This window comes from Chryseobacterium sp. RU33C, assembly GCF_900156015.1.
In the GTDB taxonomy this organism is placed as follows: Bacteria; Bacteroidota; Bacteroidia; order Flavobacteriales; family Weeksellaceae; genus Chryseobacterium; species Chryseobacterium candidae.
In genome coordinates, this window is sequence record NZ_FTMT01000019.1 from 1 (window position 1) to 19,284 (window position 19,284).

17 protein-coding genes are annotated in these 19,284 nt (G+C 35.7%); 4 read left to right on the top strand and 13 right to left on the bottom strand.

Annotated elements, in window-relative coordinates; all coding sequences use genetic code 11:
* Window positions 1–288 precede the first annotated feature (288 nt).
* From rny to BW946_RS15570, 6 genes are all read right to left on the bottom strand, one after another.
* Window positions 289–1,854: a ribonuclease Y gene (rny, locus tag BW946_RS15545; protein ID WP_076597039.1), complete on the bottom strand. Its 1,566-nt coding sequence runs from the start codon at window positions 1,852–1,854 to the stop codon at window positions 289–291.
* A 234-nt stretch (window positions 1,855–2,088) separates the two neighbouring features.
* Window positions 2,089–2,376: a cell division protein ZapA gene (locus BW946_RS15550; RefSeq protein WP_034695967.1), complete on the bottom strand. Its 288-nt coding sequence runs from the start codon at window positions 2,374–2,376 to the stop codon at window positions 2,089–2,091.
* A complete protein-coding gene (locus BW946_RS15555; protein WP_047376863.1) occupies window positions 2,376–2,678 on the bottom strand; it encodes a hypothetical protein in 303 nt (100 codons plus the stop codon). The genes BW946_RS15550 and BW946_RS15555 overlap by 1 nt, the downstream gene beginning before the upstream one ends.
* A gap of 138 nt (window positions 2,679–2,816) precedes the next feature.
* Window positions 2,817–3,599, bottom strand: a complete 783-nt coding sequence (locus tag BW946_RS15560) for a type IX secretion/gliding motility protein PorT/SprT (RefSeq protein ID WP_034695972.1) — start codon at window positions 3,597–3,599, stop codon at window positions 2,817–2,819.
* A 3-nt stretch (window positions 3,600–3,602) separates the two neighbouring features.
* Window positions 3,603–4,334, bottom strand: a complete 732-nt coding sequence (gene ubiE / locus BW946_RS15565) for a bifunctional demethylmenaquinone methyltransferase/2-methoxy-6-polyprenyl-1,4-benzoquinol methylase UbiE (RefSeq protein ID WP_047096897.1) — start codon at window positions 4,332–4,334, stop codon at window positions 3,603–3,605.
* 3 nt (window positions 4,335–4,337) lie between these two features.
* The gene (locus BW946_RS15570; RefSeq protein ID WP_076597040.1) at window positions 4,338–4,907 is read right to left on the bottom strand and encodes a hypothetical protein; all 570 of its coding nucleotides are present in this window, start codon (window positions 4,905–4,907) and stop codon (window positions 4,338–4,340) included.
* Window positions 4,908–5,008: 101 nt separating this feature from the next.
* Here BW946_RS15570 and BW946_RS15575 point away from each other — a divergent pair, with 101 nt between their 5' ends.
* Both BW946_RS15575 and BW946_RS15580 read left to right on the top strand, forming a co-directional pair.
* Entirely contained in the window at window positions 5,009–6,082 is a 1,074-nt protein-coding gene (locus BW946_RS15575) for a 3-oxoacyl-ACP synthase III family protein (protein WP_076597041.1), read from the top strand.
* A gap of 63 nt (window positions 6,083–6,145) precedes the next feature.
* Complete coding sequence (locus BW946_RS15580; RefSeq protein ID WP_076597042.1) at window positions 6,146–7,351, top strand: metallophosphoesterase; 1,206 nt, start codon at window positions 6,146–6,148, stop codon at window positions 7,349–7,351.
* 125 nt (window positions 7,352–7,476) lie between these two features.
* Here the strand turns inward: BW946_RS15580 and BW946_RS15585 are convergent, their stop codons facing one another.
* Both BW946_RS15585 and BW946_RS15590 read right to left on the bottom strand, forming a co-directional pair.
* Window positions 7,477–8,229, bottom strand: coding sequence for a polysaccharide deacetylase family protein (locus BW946_RS15585; protein WP_076597043.1), 753 nt, complete (start codon window positions 8,227–8,229; stop codon window positions 7,477–7,479).
* A gap of 84 nt (window positions 8,230–8,313) precedes the next feature.
* The gene (locus tag BW946_RS15590) at window positions 8,314–9,279 is read right to left on the bottom strand and encodes an NAD-dependent epimerase/dehydratase family protein (protein ID WP_076597044.1); all 966 of its coding nucleotides are present in this window, start codon (window positions 9,277–9,279) and stop codon (window positions 8,314–8,316) included.
* 204 nt (window positions 9,280–9,483) lie between these two features.
* Here BW946_RS15590 and ggt point away from each other — a divergent pair, with 204 nt between their 5' ends.
* Entirely contained in the window at window positions 9,484–11,172 is a 1,689-nt protein-coding gene (gene ggt / locus BW946_RS15595; RefSeq protein WP_076597045.1) for a gamma-glutamyltransferase, read from the top strand.
* A gap of 171 nt (window positions 11,173–11,343) precedes the next feature.
* Window positions 11,344–12,624: a dicarboxylate/amino acid:cation symporter gene (locus BW946_RS15600; protein ID WP_076597046.1), complete on the top strand. Its 1,281-nt coding sequence runs from the start codon at window positions 11,344–11,346 to the stop codon at window positions 12,622–12,624.
* A 144-nt stretch (window positions 12,625–12,768) separates the two neighbouring features.
* On the opposite strand, the gene BW946_RS15605 is transcribed toward BW946_RS15600, so the two are convergent.
* The 5 genes from BW946_RS15605 to BW946_RS15625 form a co-directional block, all read right to left on the bottom strand.
* Window positions 12,769–13,620 carry a diacylglycerol/lipid kinase family protein gene (locus tag BW946_RS15605; RefSeq protein ID WP_076597127.1) on the bottom strand — a complete coding sequence of 284 codons (852 nt, stop codon included), beginning with the start codon at window positions 13,618–13,620 and terminating at the stop codon, window positions 12,769–12,771.
* A gap of 43 nt (window positions 13,621–13,663) precedes the next feature.
* The gene (locus tag BW946_RS15610; protein WP_076597047.1) at window positions 13,664–14,488 is read right to left on the bottom strand and encodes an RsiV family protein; all 825 of its coding nucleotides are present in this window, start codon (window positions 14,486–14,488) and stop codon (window positions 13,664–13,666) included.
* Between the two features lie 95 nt (window positions 14,489–14,583).
* On the bottom strand, window positions 14,584–16,518 hold the full coding sequence (locus tag BW946_RS15615; protein ID WP_076597048.1) for a DUF3857 domain-containing protein: 1,935 nt from the start codon (window positions 16,516–16,518) through the stop codon (window positions 14,584–14,586).
* A 2-nt stretch (window positions 16,519–16,520) separates the two neighbouring features.
* Entirely contained in the window at window positions 16,521–18,413 is a 1,893-nt protein-coding gene (locus tag BW946_RS15620; protein WP_076597049.1) for a DUF3857 domain-containing protein, read from the bottom strand.
* Window positions 18,414–18,812: 399 nt separating this feature from the next.
* Entirely contained in the window at window positions 18,813–19,235 is a 423-nt protein-coding gene (locus BW946_RS15625; RefSeq protein ID WP_076597050.1) for a DUF5684 domain-containing protein, read from the bottom strand.
* Between the last annotated feature and the right edge of the window lie 49 nt (window positions 19,236–19,284).

Sequence of the window (19,284 nt, forward strand, 5' to 3'; positions counted from 1 at the left end):
GTTCTCAACCAATTTATGCTTATTTTTGAAGAAAGGCTCAGATTATAAAATCCAAGCCCTGACTTTTTAACTTACACACTTTGTGGGATAGTGTCTATAATAATTTAAGACCTCATTTTTCCCTAAATTATAACATCCCTAGCCAAGTGCATATGAAAAATAACGTGAAATTAAAAACATACAAAAAACAAAATCAGAATAGGAAAATTCCTACTCTGATTTAAGTATATTTGAAATATTAAACTAGTCAACCTTTTTCAGGACTAGTCAAATATCTTTTTCTGATTATTATCTGGCAATATTCACAGCTCTCGTTTCTCTGATTACTGTTACTTTTACCTGTCCCGGATACGTCAGTTCATTCTGGATTTTCTCGGAGATGTCGTAAGAAAGCTGAGAAGCTACTTCATCATTTACTTTTCCGCTCTCAACCATTACTCTCAGTTCTCTACCTGCCTGGATTGCGTAAGCACTGGATACACCATCAAAGCTTAACGCAGCAGATTCAAGGTCTTTTAATCTCTGAATATAAGATTCCAATACCTGTCTTCTTGCTCCCGGTCTTGCTCCTGAGATCGCATCGGCTACCTGGATAATCGGAGATAATAATGACTTCATTTCAATTTCGTCGTGGTGAGCTCCAATCGCATTTACTACTTCTGGGTTTTCACCGTATTTCTCAGCCCACTGCATTCCTAAAAGAGCGTGTGGTAATTCTGATTCCTGCTCCGGAACTTTACCGATATCATGTAAAAGACCTGCTCTTTTTGCCAGTTTTACGTTTAATCCTAGCTCAGCAGCCATTGTTGCAGCGATGTTGGCTACTTCTCTTGAGTGCTGCAGTAAATTTTGTCCGTAAGAAGAACGGTATTTCATTCTACCAACGATTTTGATCAGTTCAGGGTGCAATCCGTGGATTCCTAAATCAATGATCGTTCTTTTACCCACTTCAATGATTTCCTCCTCGATCTGTTTTCTTGTTTTTTCTACTACTTCTTCAATTCTTGCCGGGTGAATTCTACCATCGGTAACCAATCTGTGAAGGGATAGTCTTGCAATTTCTCTTCTTACAGGGTCAAAACATGAAAGAAGAATAGCTTCCGGAGTATCATCAACAATAATTTCTACTCCTGTTACTGCTTCTAAAGCACGAATATTTCTACCTTCTCTACCGATAATTCTACCTTTTACCTCATCAGACTCAATGTTGAAAACTGACACTGAATTTTCGATAGCCTGCTCGGTTCCAATTCTCTGAATCGTTTGAATAACAATTTTTCTTGCTTCATTCTTGGCATTCAGCTGAGCTTCTTCCATGATACTCTGAACATGTGCCTGCGCTCTTGTTTTCGCTTCTGCTCTCATGGTTTCCACTAATTCAGCTTTAGCTTCTTCGGCAGTGTAATTAGAGATTTTTTCAAGTATTTCTACTTTCTTCGCAGTTGCGATATCCAATTCCTGCTGTTTTCTTTCAAGAATTTCGTTTTTCTTAGCGTAATCTGCAATCTGCTTATCTAAATCTTTTTCAAGTTTGCCCGTCTTGCTAAGTTCGTCATTCAGCTTGTGTTCCTTGTCTTTCGTTCTCTTTTCAACTTCCTGCATTTTCTTTTCGCGGGCTTGAATATCAGCGTCATGCTGTGATTTCAGTTCCAGGAACTTTTCTTTAGCCTGAAGGTTCTTTTCTTTCTTTATGGATTCAGCCTGTACATTAGCTTTTTCTATAAGGTTTTCGGCATTTTTCTTGGCATCATCTATGATGAATTTTGCTTTAGTATTCAGAGAACTTTTGGAAAAAAATATTCCCACTACAGCTCCAATTACCAAACAAACAACACCGACTATAACTTCTATCATAATTTATATTGAGTTTTAATTGTATTCATATCCTTTGTTAAATAAAAAAGCCCACAATAATCCAGAGATTGAGAGTAAACTCCTAATCAACACGATTTGAACTGATTTCCACTGTCTGTAATCCGGAAATCCGGCACGCCATTCGATGGACATTTGTTCGGTAATTGTTTAGCGTTGAGTTTACCTTTAATGTGTTAGAATTATTGTAGGCAGTAACTTTTCAGGAAAAAAAATCTATTTCCCGATTTCATTCAACGACTGATTAATCTGCGTTAATCTTTCGTTGGTTGAATTAATATTTTTTTCGTAATTCAGAGAAACTACTTCTGCATTGGTTCCCAGTTTAAGGGCGCACATTGCCAAAGCATCCTGTTTATCTCTTACATCGAAATTTTGTTCAAAATCTTTAATCATATTCTCGATCTGCTTCCCTACTTTACGCAAAGTTTCTTCCTCTGCTGCCGGTACGTTCAGCGGATACACTCTTCCTGCAATGTTGACGGTTATTCTCCTTACCTCCATTATAATCCACTGTTTTGAAGCTGAGCAATACAGAAATCAATTTCTTTCACTAATCGGTTGATATGGTTTTTCATTAACCTATTGTGTTCAGGATTTCCTGATATTGCTGAATAAAGTTTTATATTTTTTTGTTCTTCTGCTAATACCTGATTCTTTCTTCTTTCCTCATCATACTTCTTCTTCAACTCTTCATGCTCAATATTTAATTCTTTTAAATTTTCCGTAAGATTTTTATAGTTCTTTTGCAGAGTCGAAATTTTTCTCTCTAATTCTGAAAAATTGTTTTCTAAATCTTGAAGCATTTCAGGTTTGTATATTCTAACTAAAAGCAAAAATAAAAAAATAATAGCACTAACAAAAATAAAACACTCTATATTTTGACATAACAATAAAAAAGGAGGCGCCAGCGCACCTCCAGTGTATTTTTCTATACATTATTTTTATTCAAATTTCAGAACGAACATTACGGCTCTTGTCTGCAGTGTAGAGATCGCAGATGACCAGTAAGGAGGTGTAGTAGCATTATCTGCCACTTTCTCATTGTTCATGAAGAATGTTCCTCTTACAGCAGGAGTCAGTTTAAATTTGTTGAAATAAAACTGAATTCCCATTTCTGCAGACCATGCAAAATTATGTGTTGTAGATCTGTAGATTCCCTGCATATTGTCATCTGTAGAACTTGAATTAGACTGAAGGTTTACCACATAGTTTACCCCTGCAGCAACGTAAGGTCTTGAATTGTACCATCTTTGACCGTGAAGTTCCAGAAGTACCGGAATATCAATCAAAGTAGATTTAATTTCTCTTACTTTATCCTTTTCCTGTAAAGGGAATGGCATAAAAGGAGGGTTGGTTAAAGATCCACCCGCATAAATGTCATTGGATTGAGTATTAAAAGTCAACTGTCTTTGTGCAAACTGTAACCCCGGCTCTACTCTTACATCAAGATAGTCATTCAGTCTCCATTTTGCAATAAGCCCGGCACCGAAACTATAACTTTCCTTAGAGGTAACAAGGTTTTCATTATCATTCATCCCATATTTCGGATGCAAAACAATGCGGTAATCCAGTCTGTTCCCGTTCAAATAAAAACCCCAACTGAATTTCTGTTCGTCGAAATCTTCCAACTTGTCCATTCTGTTTCGGGTTCTGAATTGCGCGTTAGCAAAAACGGCAACATTTACTGAGGTTAAAACCAGTGCTTTTAATAGAAATTTATTCATAGGTTACTTTGTTGCTTTATAAATTGTGGCTATACCTAAACTTAATTTTTTATATTCAACTTTCTTAAATCCCGTATCTAAAAGAATTTGCTTCATCTTCTCCCCGAAAGGAAAAGCATTTACAGAATCCGGAAGGTATGTATACGCCCTATTATCCTTAGAAACCAATCTGCCGATGGCAGGTAATATATTTTTGAAATAAAACATATAAAATGGTCCCATGAAACCCTCAACCTTTGAAAACTCCAGTATATAAACACTCTTGTTATCTTTAACTACTCTTCTTAACTCTGCCAAACCTTTGGTAAGGTTTTCAAAATTCCTTACTCCAAATGCAACGGAAACAGCATCAAATCTATTGTCCTCGAAAGGTAAATTTTCTGCATCTCCTTTTTGCATGGAAATTTTGCCGTCTAATTTAAGTTTTTTTATTTTAATAACGCCAACATTCAGCATTTGTTGTGATAAATCTAATCCAACTACTTTAGAACCGGTTCCTTTTTCAATGGTAATTGCCAGATCTCCTGTTCCTGTAGCCACATCCAGCACTTCCTGCGGATTATCATTTTTCATCCATCTTACCAGTTTATTCCTCCACAAAACGTCAATTTTCATGGATAAAACATGGTTCAGAAGGTCATACTTCGGTGCAATATTGTCGAACATATCCTCTACCTGGCTCTTTTTTGTAGCCTCTGAATTGTAGGGAGTAACTTTGGTGATATCTTTTGTCAAAACTTAAAACTTGTAATATTCTTTGTAATAATTTAGGTAATCCTGCTTTCTGAAGATTTTAGATCGTGATTCCACTTTCTGGATATTTTTGATCACTTTGTCATAATCTTCATCTACATTGTAATAAAAATCTTCTGTGTAAAGCTTATTGAAGCGTCTTGCTCCTCCGTAATAATACTTTCCGTCAATAACAGTTTTATCAAGATGAGCCAGTAACGAATCCTTTTTAAGGTTATATCCGTAATACTGATCGTTTATATAGTAATCCTGATGCGTAATATTAATCAGACCACGAAGTTTATTCACTTCAAATGCCGAATCGTAAAGCATTTTCTTGTTCTGATCAAAAACCTGAATAGAGTTTTTCCCTTTATTCAGATCCACATGCACATACTGCCCCGCGGAAATAATTCCTTCAGATCCGTTATTGATCTTAAAGTAATACGTATTCGGGGTAGGATTATCTACCACATAATAATTCTTCTTGGCTAAAAAAAGGAAGTAGATCCCAAAGGCAACGATAAATGCCACAGCTGCAATAAGTAAGCCTTTTAAGGATGAGTTGTTTTTCATAGATTGTAAAGTACAATTTTTGCAAATTTAATAATATTTTTAATTCTCCGTTATTAATATTAATTATTAACTTTGCATCTTTAAAAAAATCATATAAACGAATGCCGAATACAATCATTATTGGCTCTGGATCTTATATTCCGAACAGAGTTATTGGTAGAGATTACTTCATGAATTCCGAGTTCTATACTGAAGACGGGGTAAAGATTGAAAAACCTGTGGAAGAAACCATTGCGAAATTTGTAGAGATTACAGAAATCGAAAACAGGAGATTCATTGAGGATAATCTTTCCAACTCACAAATCGGTTATGAAGCTGCAAAAATCGCCCTTGAGGATGCAAAAGTAGACGGCGAAGAACTGGATTATATCATCTATGCAAGCAATTTCGGGGAAGTTACAGAACACGGATATGCTGATTTTATGCCTACAATGGCAGCCAGAGTGAAGAATAAACTGGGAATCAAAAACAGAAAATGCGTAACGTACGATATGCTTTTCGGATGTCCGGGATGGGTAGAAGCAATGATTTTGGCGGATAACCTTATCAAAGCCAAATCAGCCAAAACAATTCTTGTTATCGGAGGAGAAACTTTAAGCAGAGTAACAGATCCACATGACAGAAACAGAATGATCTTTGCAGACGGCGCAGGAGCTGTAGTAGTAAAAGCAACGGATGAAGAGAATGTAGGGATTATTGCTCACAACACTATTTGTGACAACGGACCGGAATTAAGCTATCTTGAAAACCAGCCTTCCATCAATAAAGAAGTAGATCAGAGACGTCTTTATGTAAGAATGTTAGGAAGAAAAATCTATGAGTACGCGCTTAAAAATGTACCTGTTGCGATTAAAGATACCATTACAGATGCAGATCTTTCTATTGAAGATATAGATAAAATCTTAATTCACCAGGCGAATGCTAAAATGGATTATGCAATGATTGAGAGACTTCACAGACTTTATGATGTGAAAGAATATGATCATGCCATCTCTCCTATGACGATCCAGGATCTTGGGAACACCTCTGTAGCAACAATTCCTACCATGTATGATTTAATAATTAAAGGAAAAATGGAGGGTCAATCGTTTAAAGATAATGGTAACATTGTGATGACTTCGGTAGGTGCCGGAATGAACATCAATGCTATTGTTTATAGATTTCCTAAAAAGTAATATTTAAAACATTAAAATATAAAGCACAGGGAAGTTTATTCTTTGTGCTTTTTTTATCAGAACATGCAAAAGAATTTTTTAATCATCGCCGGAATCTTCCTCTTTCTGGAAGTGTATATTTATCAGGCTATCAGAACACTTACCGACAATTCATGGATCAGAACCGGATATTGGATTATATCTTTAATCGTGTATGGAGTTTTCGCGTATGAAGTTACTCATTACCAAAGATCAGACAGAAGTATGGTAAGGGCCCAGATCATGATTTCGTTATTTTTGATTTTCATTCTTCCGAAAATTTTTGTGGTTCTGTTTTTATTAATTGATGATATTATCAGAACCGGAGGCTACCTGATAGGCTTTACCAAACCATCGGAAAATTTCTTCCCGGAAAGACGAAAGTTCCTGAGCCTGGTTGGATTGGGAATGAGCGGTGTTCTGTCAGCTCTTTTTATCGATGGAATTACATTTGGGAAGTACAGACATAAAGTGAGAAGAGTAAGAGTTAATTTTGCCAACCTTCCGAAAAACTTCAAAGGCTACAAAATCATTCAGATCTCTGATGTTCACAGCGGAAGTTTCTCTGATCCCGGCAAATTGGAGCATGCCATTGAGCTGATCAACCAACAAAATCCCGACCTTGTACTCTTTACCGGAGACATGGTAAATAACGTTGCGGACGAGTTTAAACCTTTTATTCCTTTGTTTTCAAAAATACAGGCTAAAGACGGCAAATTTGCAGTATTGGGAAACCATGATTACGGAGATTACGTAACCTGGGAATCACCAGCTGCCAAAAAAGAAAATCTTGACACTTTAATTGGTTATGAAAAACAAGCAGGTTTTGATATGCTGAGAAACGAACACAGAATCATCGAAAGAAACGGAGAAAAGTTATACATTCTGGGCGTTGAGAACTGGGGATTGAAACCCTTTCCTCAGTTTGGAAAAATTGATGAAGCATTAAAAGGAATACCCGAATCTGCCACTAAGATTTTAATGAGCCACGACCCTACCCACTTTGATTATGTGGTAAAAAAACATCCTGCCAATATCCACCTGACTCTTTCGGGACACACCCATGGAATGCAGTTTGGTCTGGATCTTAAAAATGTAAAATGGTCACCGGTACAATACAAATATCCAAAATGGGCAGATTTATACGAAAGTGAAGGAAAGCTTCTGTATGTCAACAGAGGATTCGGGGTATTGGGTTATCCGGGAAGAGTGGGTGTATTGCCGGAGATTACCCTTTTTGAGTTGAGTTAGGGATTCAGGCTGCAAGTTGTTTTGTTGCGAGTTGCGGGCGGGTTGCGGATTTCTTGTGTTACGCAAAACATTAACCCTTGCATTATCTACCTGATCACTTTAACCTGAAACCTGTTATCTGTCACCTAAAAAATATAATCTTTCATGCGGGAAGTAGCCATTTCCCTATTATTGAGAAAAGTGAGGAGGGCATCTAATTTGTCCTCCATTTTTTTGCCCGAAAATAGGCTTCGGTAAAAAGGAATATCAAAACGGTATTTCCTGAAATCTGTAAACTGCCATGTGTTCAGATAGATCAGTACAAATTCTTCATTCTGCAAAGTTTCCAGCACCATATTCTGATAATACTTCATCGGCAGAATCTGAAATACAAAATCATTATAAGGCAGCTGACTGTATGGAGAGATACTTTCCGGAACAATACTCAACCCGTCCTCTTCTGTAATTTCGGTATCTCTTTTTAGTCTTTTGAAGGGGAAAAGAATATTGGCATTGTCGATATTGGAAACATAATTAAATTCCATCAGCTTCAAAATTTCCTGTGAAACCTTTACATCTTTCTGACGAATTCCCCTGATCTGTTTTTCCAAAAGATCCTGAATATTCTTTTTGGCATTTTCTATTTCTTCCGGATTTGACCCTTTATTGTAAAAAGCAATTTCATGCCCTTTGGATGAAATTGCTTTTATTAAATTCTGAAGTTTTTCGATAAGAGAAACCTCTACAAAAAAACTTGATTTGATATCATGAATATCTAAAATTCTAAGAATCGCTTTGGTATTATCTTCTGTAATTTTCAGTCTCTCATCTGCAGTAATCCGGGAGCCTTTTTTCACTTCAGCTTCGACACACGTGATGTTAAAAGTCAATAATACCATTTAAATTAAAATTTATATAATTTCTATAAAATATTAAAAATCAGATGTTAAAATAATCATTAATTAAATCATTACTTTACATTATTAACTCTTACCTAATTTCACTTTCAGATTCTTGATCATATCTTTGGTCATTTCAGAAATTCCGAAATCATAAGTCAGACCCCAGTCTTTTTTAGCGACTGAATCATCAATGGAAGCGGGCCATGAATCTGCAATTGCCTGTCTGAAATCCGGCTTATAATCAATCGTAAAATCCGGAATTTCTTTTGTGATTTCTTCTGCCAGTTCTTTTGGAGTAAATGACATTCCACCCAGATTATAGGAAGAACGAACTGTTACACTTTCTTTGGGAGCATCCATTAATTTCAAGGTTGCGTTGATGGCATCATCCATATACAACATCGGCATTCCTGTATTCTCTGAAATGAAACTGGTATACTTTCCGTCTTCAATCGCTTTATAGAAAATCTCAACGGCATAGTCGGTAGTTCCACCTCCTGCCGGAGTTTTCCAGGAGATCAATCCAGGATATCTGATACTTCTTACATCTACACCATATTTGTCGAAATAGTATTCACACCACTTCTCCCCTGCCATTTTAGAGATCCCGTAAACAGTTGTTGGATTCAACACTACATCCTGTCCTACATCATGCTTTGGAATTCCTTTCCCAAATACAGCAATTGAACTTGGCCAGAAGATCTTTTTAAGAAGCCCTTCTTTTGCCATTTCACAAAAATGAAGCAGTGGTTCAAGATTCAATTTCCACGCAAAAATCGGCTGCTTTTCAGAAGTTCCGGATAAAAGCGATGCCAGATGGTACACTGTTGTGATATCATAATCTTTGATCACCTGTCTTACCAATTGGGTGTTGGTAACATCCATTCTTTCATAGTGTCCGGCAGAAGTAATTCCTTCCTGCCATCTGTCCAATCCTGAAGCAACAACATTTTCCGCTCCGTGAATTTCAACAAGTCTGTTCGTCAATTCGGTACCAATTTGTCCCAAGGCACCTGTAATCAGTATTCTTTCCGTATAGGATTCCATTTTTCAGATTTTTTTAGAATTCTACAAAAGTAAAAAAAACATGTCAACCATAATAAAAAAGGTGTATTTAAAAACATTCCTTTGCTAAAAGATACTGATAGCCAGTGAAAATTTTCCTGAACAATAGAAATAATCAAATGCAATCATCACAAGCTGACATTAACTTAAAATTCAATAATTTTGCTGTAAGAAAAAAACAATCATATGAAGAAGATTTTAATTGCTTCGATGCTTTTGGCGGCACAGCTCAGCTGGGCTCAATTTACTGACATCAATATCATCAAAGAAGTACAGGTAAAGAACAAAGGTGTTGTGGTCTCCGCACATCCATTAGCCAGTGAAGCCGGAGCCAAAATCTTAAAAATGGGCGGAAATGCATATGACGCTGTTACCGCAACACAATACGCCCTTGCTGTTGTGTATCCGCAAGCTGGAAATATCGGAGGAGGAGGATTTTTGGTAGGTGTGAAAAATAACGGTGAAAAATTTACACTGGATTACAGGGAAACGGCTCCGAAAAAAGCTTCCAGGGACATGTACATTGATAAAAAAGGAAAAGCAGATACAGATCTTTCCCAAAACGGAAGGCTGGCAGTAGGAATCCCGGGAAGCGTAGCAGGATTTTTTGCAACGCTGAAATACTGCAAACTTCCTATGGAAAAAATTATCCAGCCCGCCATCGATCTTGCTGAAAAAGGATTTGCCATCACGGATAAAGAAGCAGAAATGCTGAATAACCAGAGGGAAAAATTCCAGAAACATAATAAATCATCGATCATTTTTGTAAAGGATACTCCATGGAAAGCCGGGGATCTGTTGATCCAAAAAGACCTCGCCGAGACCCTGAAACTGATCCAGAAACAGGAAGCTAAAGGTTTTTATGAAGGAAAAACAGCTGAACTTTTAGTTGCTGAAATGAAAAGAGGTAACGGAATCATCACCCTGGAAGACCTTAAAAATTATAAAGTTGCTGAGAGAAAAGCACTGGAATTTGATTATAAAGGAAATAATGTTGTTACCATGCCTTTACCATCAAGCGGTGGAGTTCTTCTTGCGCAAATGCTCAAAATGGCTGGTTTTGAAAATCTTGAAAAGTACCAGCAAAACTCTGCAAAAGCTGTTCAGATTATGACTGAAGCAGAACGAAGAGCTTATGCAGACAGAGCAGAATATATGGGTGATCCGGATTTTATTCAGGACAAAACCTCTTACCTGATCTCTGATGATTACCTGAAAGGAAGATGGAAAAGCTTCAGTTTTGATAAAGCGACACCCAGTGCAGAAGTAGGCAGAATCATAGAACAGCCTAAAGAATCGATGCAGACTACCCATATTTCCGTATTGGATAAAGACGGAAATGCAGCTTCTGTAACGACAACTCTTAACGGGTATTACGGGAGTAAAGTATTAGTTTCGGGAGCCGGATTCTTTTTAAATAATGAAATGGATGATTTCTCTATCAAACCAGGTGTACCGAATATGTTTGGAGCAGTAGGCGGTGAAGCCAATTCAATACAACCAAACAAGAGAATGCTTTCTTCAATGACTCCCACCATTATTCTTAAGAAAGGAAAGCCTTATATGGTAGTGGGAACGCCGGGAGGAACTACAATCCCGACTTCAGTGTATCAATCCATTGTGAATGTGGTAGATTTTAAACTGAATGCGAATATGTCTGTCAACGCACCAAAATTCCACCACCAGTGGCTTCCGGAAACCATAACAGTTGAAAACAACTTTCCGGAAAGTACTATTTCTGAACTGAAAAGCAAGAATTACATCATTGAAAAGACAAAATATATTGGTAAAACAGAAATGATTGTCCTTGATGAAAACGGAAATATCCATGCTGTTGCAGACGGCCGTGGAGATGATTCTGTAGCAGTGGAATAATACTTATACAAAAATAACAAAATACAGCCTGGGCTTCATTCTCCGAATGAAGCCCAGGCTTTTTTAAGCATTTTAGAAAACCCGCGCTACAGATTCTTTTCAATGACTTTTGTCATGTTTTTAGATAAATTTTCTTAATTTTCGCCCTTAAAAAAACAAAACGACTGTTCTTTGAAAGCAAAAAAAATACACAATCAGCTTTATTTCCAGGTGATTATCGCCATTATTGCGGGTATTCTTCTGGGAAAATTTTATCCTGAATTAGGTGAAAAAATGAAACCTTTGGGAGACGGATTCATCAAACTGGTAAAAATGATTATCGCTCCGGTCATTTTCATTACGCTTACTTTGGGAATAGCACACATGACCGATTTGAAAAAAGTGGGCAGAATTGCAATCAAAGCAATGATCTACTTTTTCACCTTTTCAACTCTGGCTCTTATCATCGGATTATTAGTAGGAAATATTCTACAGCCGGGTCATGGTTTACATATTGATCCTTCTACTCTTTCGGGTGATGTTTCACAGTATCAGGCAAAAGCGCATGAATCTACTCTTACGGGCTTCATTATGAATATTATTCCGGAGACATTATTCAGTCCGTTGGTGGGTGAAAATATTCTTCAGGTTCTTTTAGTGGCTATTTTAATGGGAGTTGCTTTGGTTTTAACAAAAGAGAAAAGCCAGAAAGTAACTGATTTTCTACAGGATCTGTCAACTCCGGTATTTAAAATTGTTCATATGCTGATGAAACTGGCCCCAATCGGAGCTTTTGGTGCAATGGCATTTACCATCGGAAAATATGGACTTCATTCTGTTCTGAATCTTATATTCCTGGTAGGTACATTTTATATTACGTCTATCCTTTTTGTCGTTCTGGTATTGGGAGCAGTTGCATGGTATAACGGATTTAATATTTTTAAACTCCTTTTCTATCTTAAAGAAGAGCTTCTTCTGGTTTTGGGTACAAGCTCATCAGAGTCTGCTCTTCCCGGAATTATGGAAAAACTTGAAAAAGCTGGCTGTTCAAGGGCAATTGTAGGTTTGGTAGTCCCTACCGGATATTCTTTCAATCTTGACGGAACGAATATCTATATGACGCTGGCCTCTCTCTTTATTGCGCAGGCATTAAATATTCATCTTCCTATTGAAAAGCAACTGATGCTTCTTTTGGTGGCAATGTTAAGTTCAAAAGGGGCAGCTGGCGTTACTGGTGCAGGATTTGTTACCCTTGCAGCAACACTGGCCGTAGTTCCTGAAATTCCGATTGCAGGAATGACCTTAATTCTTGGAATTGATAAGTTCATGAGCGAATGCAGAGCTTTGACCAACGTAATTGGAAATTCCGTAGCTACTGTAGTAGTGGCCAACTGGGAAAAACAGCTTGATAAAAAACAGCTTCAATACTGTCTGGATCATCCTGCTGAAGTGGAGAAAAAGCTCGAAGTTTAGATAGGTGGCAGATAACAGGTTTTAGGTTACAGGAATTGAATAAATAACGTCGATAGTAAATTTCACTTCGCAGGTGAATAATCAATTTAGAAAATCAGAATGTTCCTCAATCATTAACCAACCCAAAACTTTAAACCTTGAACTTTAAATCAAAATATTCAAACTCGCCGGCTGTACTTTAACATGAATTGGTGATTTGATCTTATTGAATTCACCATCAAGATGCCAGTTTTTGGTATTGACTTTAAAAGATATTTCAGAAACTGGAAGATAGGTAACATATTCATCATCTTTCAGTCTTTTGGTAAACATACGGAAAGCAAAAAGTGCAGAATAAGTTAACGGAAACTTTTTTACCAGAACCATGTCGACCAAACCATCACTTTTACTGGCCTTCGGTGCAATATAGGCGTTGTTGCCAAACTGGCGGGTATTGGCGATATTCATCATCAGATACCTTCCATTATACTGCTGATATTCCTCATCAAAAAATTTCACCTTGATGGGTTTGTAATTGAAAAAAGTTTTCAGGGAAACTTTGATATAGTTTTTGAATCCACGGCTTGTTTTCTCAAACTCTTTAACCACTTTACCGTCAAATCCCGTCCCCGATACATTAATGGAAAGCCTTTCGTTCACAGTAAATGTATCAATCTTTCTGGAGTTTTTGGCTTTTATTTTTTCTAAAAGTTCATCCAGATTTTTACTGAATTGTGTTTCGTTGGAAAATCCATTTCCAGAACCTGCGGGAAAAATTGCCAGAATTTTATCTGTATAAATAAGATTTTTAGCCACCGTAGAAATAGTACCATCGCCTCCTATTGCCACAAAAATATCCACCTCTTCAAAATGAGACTTAATAAATTCCTCTGTTCCGGGAATAGATTCTGACACATAATACAAAGGGTTATTAACCTTTGTTTTAAGTTCGTTTAAAAACGGCTGATAGTTTTTTTTGGCCGAAAAAGGATTGATAATAAAAGCAACTTTGTCCATTACCACAAAATTAAAAAATGCTTCCAGAACTGGAAGCATTAATTTACTTAATTTTCATTCTTTCTTTAAATTCTGTATTTAATGTGCCTTTCAGGTCTTCCCAGGAAACCGGAATAGTAATATCTCCGGCGGCAAAAGCAGCAATTTCATAGGGGCTGTAGTGAAAATACAGGTTTTTATCATCAAAGTAAAAGTTATCAGATGCCGGAATTTTATCCACTAAAAGCATTTCGGAGTTCTTCACTTCTCCGTCACCATCCATCGTACCACTATTCATTTTATCAATATTTTTCATCAGAATGGCTTCAATTTTATTTTTAGGCATTGAAGTAATATCTTTCAATTCTAATTTTTTATTGTTTTTAAGGTCAAAAACCCTTTCGGAAAATCCGTAGTTATCATGTGCTCCTCCTTCATACCCGCTTCCCAAATACTGAATATGCATATAATCGTTAGAATTAGAAATAAGATTCATATGCGAACTAGAATACCAGTTTTGAGCATAAGTAACGTCTGATGCCCAATCTTTATTATCATTTTTTACAGAATTGAAATAATTATTTTTTTCATTATCCAGATAAGCCTGAAGACCGGCTTTGGAAAAATCTTTAATGTTTACATTGTGGAAATAGATGCTGTCTAACAGTTTTTTATCTTTTAAAGTAGGGAAAACAAGGAGTTTTGAAGTAAAGCTCACTTTTAAAGAGTCTGTAATTTTTGTAGAATCATTGACTTTTACGGAGTCTACCACAAATTCTTCAGTAGCTTTGTTTTCTGTTTTTTCTCCTGATGCCGCTGTTTCATTTTTTTTACAAGCCGTAACTGCCAGGAAAGAAGATAATGCTATAACAGCAATCGTATTTTTCATAATTCTATTTTTTTTTGTTAATAAATGCAAAAACCATTCAAAAGATGAATGGTTTTTGAAAAAGTTTTATTTTTTTATTTAAATCACGTTAAACATTACTTTTTTACAAGACTGATTACCTGATTTTCAAATTTTGAAGCAACACTCCAGATTTGCTTAAATGCAGGGTAATATTCTTTCGGATAGTCTGAACTGCCAATTTTTGTAGTTGTAGTTACCACCAGCATATTTCCTTTTTGTTCTACAGAATAAGTATATGCTATTTCTTTATCTTCAGTAACAATTCTTTTTTCTTTAGGCATTTCCTCTATCACGTATCCTTCAGGAATTTCAAGAGAGACTTTTTTTATCCTGGTTATAGGGGATCCGAAATCAATAGGATATTTTCTTACTTCAGTTTGATCAAATTCATTAGAATTTTTACTTAAAAACAACATCGGATTGATAATCATTTTCTTCCCAACTCTGTCAATAAGGTTGGATGAAGAGAATTTCATACTGCTTTCAAAATCTCCATTTTCCAGCACTTTTGAATTGATATCCGTAAAATCTATTGAGAAGTTTTCCTTATACTGTTTTTTGTATTTTTCTGCATTATCATCGTAGTTATCTTTAGCATGCATTGCATATGCGCCTGTATCTTTATCCGAATAGGTACCGGAAATACTTCCGTCATCATTGATCCTGGCATTTGCGGTAAGATAAGTATTACTGGATTTCAAATTGGACATTTGAATCTGCAGCGCTTTATCTTTCGTCACAAGAATTCCATATTGATTCCAGTTTTTAAGAGGTATTTCATCTAATGAAGACTGTTTAGAGGTAGCATCATAAATATGCAGCTGCTTATCTATATCAATTGCTGCCAAGACAAAGTTCATATTGGAAATATTAGGTGATACCAGATTGATCAATCCGTTCTCTACTGTAGAAATAACCAACGGATCTGCTTTAAGACCTGCTTCGCGAAGCATCATAACCAGAAAAAGATTGATTTCTGCGGCGTTCCCCGTTTTAGTTTCCAAAAGCTTTTTAATTCCATCTTCGGTATAAATACCTTTATCTTTGTTCCAGGTAAAAGTCTTTTGAACATATGAAAAGATAGCATTTGCTTTTTCAAGGTCAGTTTTCATTTCTAAGACTCCTGCCGGCATATTTTCTTTTGCCAGTTTTGTTCTTTTTATTTCACCTCCAAAATCATCACTATCGTACAATCTCTTTGCAATCTGATCCCATGAAGATGAATACAGTTTAAGCTCGCCGAAATTAGTAGAATTTAACTCAGCGCTGATTTTTGTTCTGAAATTTCTATCGTTTCTTACAAATTTTTCAGTTTTAAAACCATTCAGATTTTCATAAGCAAACCTAAAGGTTTTGTATTGAGTTCCGTACAGATATCTTTCTTCCATTTCTCTATACTTAGGGCTGATTCCTCCCGTATAGTTTACATTATAAGACATATTGATGGGCGTATCAAAAACATATTCCGTATTCAGTGAAGGAGTATCAGATTCTATCAAAACTTCTGGAATCATAAATCGAAACGGAGATATTATTTCATATTGATATTCTATGACTGATCCATTTTTCACGCCTGGAAAAGCAAATTTTGTTAAAGTAACATATTTATTCTCTTTACTTTTATATTGGGAACTTTTTTCCACTTTTACAGGAACCGTAGTTCCATTTTCAAGATTATAGGTAAAAGCTTTGAACTTCCCTAGTGATTCTCTGTTGGTCCCAACATTATAAATAGGAATTTCAAGATTCAACCAGTCTTCAGCTTTATCTTTATTATAAATCTTAACTCTGTAAAAATATCTTTTGTGCAGATTACCTGTATTGGCATCCACCATAAAATAAGCAGATTTGTATAAAATTTCGGCGGGAGCATTTTCATCTAATAATGATTTTGCTTTAGATAAATCTGCATCATTAAATTTAGGAGGATTCAGAAATTCATATTTTTTCTGAGCATTGAACAATATTGCATTGGCAGAGCAGAAAAGCAATACTATAATTTTTTTCATTTTTATATTTTTGTTATTAAAATTTTTGAATTGTCCATATTCAGAATCTTTTTTCTGAAACTGATGTAATCATTGTACTTTTCTTTTGGATATAATCCCTTATTAATCTGCATCTTTCTGGTTACTTTTACCTGTCCCTCATTTGTAGCAAAACTTAGTTTATAAGATCCAAATTCAGAAGTGATGGTTGAGTTATCCGGAGTTTCATCCACTTTATAACCTAAAGGAAGCACAAAAGCAATTTCATATTCGTCCTCATAAGACATACCGACTTCAAAAGGAAGCTCACGGCTTTCATCAGTTTTAAAGACAGCATCAGTAAAAATAGGCACAGATCTGAACAGAAGGCTGTTTCCCGCTTTTTTGGAAAAATTATTGGTTTTAAAATCAATGTCATAGGTAATAACAGCATTATCTCTGTCATTATTAAAGTTTTTCATTTCAACTTTTTCAAAGTTTAAAACATTAAATACTCCTTTCAGAGCATCATTTTTTTCCTTAGGACTAAGATTGACAAATCTTAAATTATAATCATACTGATTGCCCGTATAGGAAAAGTTTCCTGTTCCAATAATGCTGTTATCTTCATTAAGATTAACTCTCAATATTTGTTTTTCTTTGTTCTGTTCGGCTTTATAAACAGGGGTATTAATAAGCTCAATTCCTTTTGGAGTTACAGCGAGTACGTTCCTGTCCGTAGTACTGTAACTTAAATGGTTAAAAGCTATTTGCTGAGAAGTATTTTCAAGCCAGATATTTCCCTTTTCTGTCGGAACCATCAGAATAATATGGTTTCCGCCCATGGAAGGAAATTCCGGATCAAAGGAAACCTGTGAACGACCGGAATTGATAATACAATAATGAGAAGGAATTCCTGCTTCGTTCAATAGAATTTTCATATAGTTTGTAAGCCCCTTGCAGTCACCATAGCCTTTTTTCTGAACCTCATCCGGCAACATGGGCTGCCAGCCTCCTATTCCTAATGAAACAGCAATATATCGGGTTTTGTTCTGCATGTACTGATAAATCTTCTTTACTTTATCTTCTACAGATCCCTGTAATTGTAAAGAGGCTACTTCAGCTTTGATAGCGGGAGTTGACGCAGAAACAGGTACCAAAAGATCATTGTAAATCCAGGTTCCGAAATCTGTCCAGTTATTTAAAGTTCCCTGCTTTCCTGCCAGACTGAATTTCGCTAAAGCAAAATTAACTGCAGGTAAAATTTTAACAGGCTGTGGAATCATAAAAGCATCATCTATAGCAGGTACATTTTTATACGAATAGGTTTTATCATTTGCACTACCGCTTTCTGTTACCGATGCATAATTATATTTTGAAGGATAAATCTTAGATCGAAGTTCGATTCCCGAAGTGTTAATGATTTTGAACTGTGCTTCTTCCAGAGATATCTTAGTAGAAGTAAACGGTACAAAATCCGGGATGAAAACAGTATCTTCATCTTCCGCTTCATACGAAAAATCAACAGTATAAGGGTATTGAACCGGCGTATATGAATAAACCAGTATCCTGTTATCAGAATAAAAAACGCCCTGAGGATTGTTGGCTACATCTTTAAAATCAGATTTTGAAATACTTTTAATTTTTTTTCCGGCTTCATCATAAATCGTAACTTTTATGTTCGAAATACTTTTTGACTTATCATAAGAAATATAAGCTACTGCTTCACTATCACCATCTTTATTTAAAACTGTAGTTACCTTATTTTTCTGATATTTTATTTCATCAATTTTATGGATCTGGACTGTTGTAAAATCCTTTCGAATAACAACATCTGCATTTTTCTTTAAATTCTCCGGAATAGCAGAGGCAGGATAGCTCTGTGCGAAATATAATGAGGCAGTCGATAAAGCCCCAAAGACTAATATTTTCATCATAGTTATTAAGATTGTACAAAAATAATAAAATCTTAATAACTGTTAAAAAAAATATAAAAGGCTTCAACATATGAAGCCTTAACCTCATACTTAAAAAGCATCATTTTAAATACAACTGCAATAAATTCAACACATTAACACTTTGTATTGTCAAATTTTGAAAAGTTAAAAACAGGATATTTATACGCATTCTATATTGAGAGAAGGTTGTATCTATTCTGTGCTATGAATGGATAAGCTTCATCTTTTCTGCATTTCAAATTTAAAATAAATCACAATTCGTGCAATTTCAATAATGTAGAATCAATAAGAAGAAGAAATACCATAAATTATACAATTGAAAAATTATTTATAAAAAAGACTTCATTTCTGAAGTCTTTAAACTTTTTTTGTTACTTTTTAATCATTTGGAATCAGTTTACTATTGTACTGATCGTTTCCAAGTCCTAATACAGGAATAAAAATAAATCCAAAAAGGAGAATCAGAATGGTGTACAGAGGCGTTTCTTTTGCAAAGCCTTTGGCAAGCCTGTCATATACAACCCAGCATGCATAGATATTCACCAATGGAATAAAGAAAAGAATGATCCACCAAATCGGTTTTTTAACAATTTCCAGTAATACGATGGTATTATAAATAGGAATAAAGGCAGCCCAGGCATCTTGTCTTCCTGCTTTCTGGAAGATTTTGTACATGCAGTATCCATAGAATATATAGCAAAGTAAGCCTAAGAACATGGTTCCGATTCCTAATCCTGCAGCCACTGCTCCAGAAGCTGCATCCATCCCGTTGTAAGGATCTGTTTGTAAAAGAGTTAACATATTATTGTTTTTTTTGGTTTACCCAAATATAAAAAAAGCCTCTAAATAA

What these genes read in the sequence shown, in the direction of transcription:
- BW946_RS15560 (WP_034695972.1), bottom strand. Translation starts at nt 3,599, where the DNA reads ATGAATAAATTTCTATTAAAAGCACTGGTTTTAACCTCAGTAAATGTT.
- rny (WP_076597039.1), bottom strand. Translation starts at nt 1,854, where the DNA reads ATGATAGAAGTTATAGTCGGTGTTGTTTGTTTGGTAATTGGAGCTGTA.
- BW946_RS15610 (WP_076597047.1), bottom strand. Translation starts at nt 14,488, where the DNA reads ATGAAAAATACGATTGCTGTTATAGCATTATCTTCTTTCCTGGCAGTT.
- BW946_RS15570 (WP_076597040.1), bottom strand. Translation starts at nt 4,907, where the DNA reads ATGAAAAACAACTCATCCTTAAAAGGCTTACTTATTGCAGCTGTGGCA.
- ggt (WP_076597045.1), top strand. Translation starts at nt 9,484, where the DNA reads ATGAAGAAGATTTTAATTGCTTCGATGCTTTTGGCGGCACAGCTCAGC.
- BW946_RS15590 (WP_076597044.1), bottom strand. Translation starts at nt 9,279, where the DNA reads ATGGAATCCTATACGGAAAGAATACTGATTACAGGTGCCTTGGGACAA.
- BW946_RS15555 (WP_047376863.1), bottom strand. Translation starts at nt 2,678, where the DNA reads ATGCTTCAAGATTTAGAAAACAATTTTTCAGAATTAGAGAGAAAAATT.
- BW946_RS15575 (WP_076597041.1), top strand. Translation starts at nt 5,009, where the DNA reads ATGCCGAATACAATCATTATTGGCTCTGGATCTTATATTCCGAACAGA.
- BW946_RS15585 (WP_076597043.1), bottom strand. Translation starts at nt 8,229, where the DNA reads ATGGTATTATTGACTTTTAACATCACGTGTGTCGAAGCTGAAGTGAAA.
- BW946_RS15580 (WP_076597042.1), top strand. Translation starts at nt 6,146, where the DNA reads ATGCAAAAGAATTTTTTAATCATCGCCGGAATCTTCCTCTTTCTGGAA.
- BW946_RS15605 (WP_076597127.1), bottom strand. Translation starts at nt 13,620, where the DNA reads ATGGACAAAGTTGCTTTTATTATCAATCCTTTTTCGGCCAAAAAAAAC.
- BW946_RS15625 (WP_076597050.1), bottom strand. Translation starts at nt 19,235, where the DNA reads ATGTTAACTCTTTTACAAACAGATCCTTACAACGGGATGGATGCAGCT.
- BW946_RS15550 (WP_034695967.1), bottom strand. Translation starts at nt 2,376, where the DNA reads ATGGAGGTAAGGAGAATAACCGTCAACATTGCAGGAAGAGTGTATCCG.
- BW946_RS15615 (WP_076597048.1), bottom strand. Translation starts at nt 16,518, where the DNA reads ATGAAAAAAATTATAGTATTGCTTTTCTGCTCTGCCAATGCAATATTG.
- BW946_RS15620 (WP_076597049.1), bottom strand. Translation starts at nt 18,413, where the DNA reads ATGATGAAAATATTAGTCTTTGGGGCTTTATCGACTGCCTCATTATAT.